Raw genomic sequence first — 2,500 nt, 5'->3', positions numbered from 1 at the left:
TCACCGTCTTACTGATCCTAACCAAACTCCGAATACCGAGGAGTACTAGTCGGCAGACACACGGCGGGTGCTAACGTCCGTCGTGAAAAGGGCAACAACCCTGACCTCCAGCTAAGGTCCCCAAGTCATGGCTAAGTGGGAAAGGATGTGAGGATCCCAAAACAACCAGGATGTTGGCTTAGAAGCAGCCATCATTTAAAGAAAGCGTAACAGCTCACTGGTCTAATTAAGGGTCTTTGCGCCGAAAATGTAACGGGGCTAAAGCCATGCACCGAAGCTGAGGATACGTCGCAAGACGTGTGGTAGCGGAGCGTTCCGTAAGCCTGTGAAGGGAGACCCGTGAGGGCTCCTGGAGGTATCGGAAGTGCGAATGTTGACATGAGTAACGATAAAGGGGGTGAGAGACCCCCTCGCCGAAAGACCAAGGGTTCCTGCTTAAAGTTAATCTGAGCAGGGTTAGCCGGCCCCTAAGACGAGGCGGACACGCGTAGTCGATGGGAACCACGTTAATATTCGTGGGCCTGGTGGTGGTGACGGATTGCGTAACTTGTTCAGACTTATTGGATTGTCTGGGCGGGGAAGCGGTTCCAGGAAATAGCCCCACCGTATAGACCGTACCCGAAACCGACACAGGTGGTCAGGTAGAGCATACCAAGGCGCTTGAGAGAACTCTGCTGAAGGAACTCGGCAAATTGCACGCGTAACTTCGGAAGAAGCGTGACCCCTTTGCACGCAAGTGTTGAGGGGTGGCACAGACCAGGGGGTAGCGACTGTTTATCAAAAACACAGGGCTCTGCGAAGTCGCAAGACGACGTATAGGGTCTGACGCCTGCCCGGTGCTGGAAGGTTAAGAGGAGAGGTGCAAGCTTTGAATCGAAGCCCCAGTAAACGGCGGCCGTAACTATAACGGTCCTAAGGTAGCGAAATTCCTTGTCGGGTAAGTTCCGACCTGCACGAATGGCGTAACGACTTCCCCGCTGTCTCCAGCAGAGACTCAGTGAAATTGAATTCCCCGTGAAGATGCGGGGTTCCTGCGGTTAGACGGAAAGACCCCGTGCACCTTTACTATAGCTTTACACTGGCATTCGTGTCGGCATGTGTAGGATAGGTGGTAGGCTTTGAAGCGGGGACGCCAGTTCTCGTGGAGCCATCCTTGAAATACCACCCTTATCGTCATGGATGTCTAACCGCGGCCCGTCATCCGGGTCCGGGACAGTGTATGGTGGGTAGTTTGACTGGGGCGGTCGCCTCCGAAAGAGTAACGGAGGCGCGCGATGGTGGGCTCAGACCGGTCGGAAATCGGTCGTCGAGTGCAATGGCATAAGCCCGCCTGACTGCGAGACTGACAAGTCGAGCAGAGACGAAAGTCGGTCATAGTGATCCGGTGGTCCCGCGTGGAAGGGCCATCGCTCAACGGATAAAAGGTACGCCGGGGATAACAGGCTGATGACCCCCAAGAGTCCATATCGACGGGGTTGTTTGGCACCTCGATGTCGGCTCATCGCATCCTGGGGCTGGAGCAGGTCCCAAGGGTTTGGCTGTTCGCCAATTAAAGCGGTACGTGAGCTGGGTTCAGAACGTCGTGAGACAGTTCGGTCCCTATCTGCCGTGGGTGTAGGAATATTGACAGGATCTGTCCCTAGTACGAGAGGACCGGGATGGACATATCTCTGGTGGACCTGTTGTCCTGCCAAGGGCATAGCAGGGTAGCTATATATGGAATGGATAACCGCTGAAGGCATCTAAGCGGGAAACCAACCTGAAAACGAGTATTCCCTTGAGAGCCGTGGAAGACGACCACGTTGATAGGCCGGGTGTGGAAGCGCAGCAATGTGTGAAGCTTACCGGTACTAATAGCTCGATTGGCTTGATCGTTCTCATTGTTCATGCTCATCGAATGAAATTCGATGAGCCATCTCTTCTGTCCTGACGCACGAAGTGCTCCGGACGGGCCGCGCCATCAGGCGCGACGGCCTCTGGCCTTGCGGAGCTTCGCTCCGTTGCCCAAAAGAAGAAAAGACGTGTTCACAAAATTAAGACAAACGAGGAGGCTTGCCCTCCTCTACCAGCTTCTCAATATATTGCCCTTAGCCGACCTGGTGGTTATGGCGGGGTGGCTGCACCCGTTCCCATTCCGAACACGGCCGTGAAACGCCCCAGCGCCAATGGTACTTCGTCTTAAGACGCGGGAGAGTAGGTCACTGCCAGGTCTGCTAATGGCAATATAATCAAACAATCTTCTCGACACATCTTCGGCCCAAGCCGACCAAGGGCCGCTCTAAGCGGTCCTTTCTGTTTGGTGCCACGGGAACACGAGACAAATTGCCAAAGCAATTTGCTCGGCAGCAGCGACGAACCCCTCAGGTTCATCGCACCGGTATTTTGCCGAAGGCAAAAACCTATAACGCGGGGTGGAGCAGCCCGGTAGCTCGTCAGGCTCATAACCTGAAGGCCGCAGGTTCAAATCCTGCCCCCGCAACCAAATATCAAAAAGCCCTCC

At 54.7% G+C, this 2,500-nt stretch carries 1 tRNA gene and 2 rRNA genes (1 of these 3 cut by a window edge); all 3 read left to right on the top strand.

The features are described from left to right. A 23S ribosomal RNA gene (locus J2Y63_RS35120) occupies positions 1-1,875 on the top strand; it begins 923 nt to the left of the window's first position. Positions 1,876-2,095: 220 nt separating this feature from the next. After that, positions 2,096-2,210, top strand: a 5S ribosomal RNA gene (gene rrf / locus J2Y63_RS35115). 195 nt (positions 2,211-2,405) lie between these two features. Beyond that, a tRNA-Met gene (locus J2Y63_RS35110) sits at positions 2,406-2,482 on the top strand. Positions 2,483-2,500: the final 18 nt, after the last annotated feature.

The sequence above is a fragment of the Shinella sp. BE166 genome (genome assembly GCF_051201095.1).
Classification (GTDB): Bacteria; Pseudomonadota; Alphaproteobacteria; order Rhizobiales; family Rhizobiaceae; genus Shinella; species Shinella lacus.
Note: the sequence above shows the minus strand (reverse complement) of the source record. Positions and strands in the feature narration are given on the sequence as shown.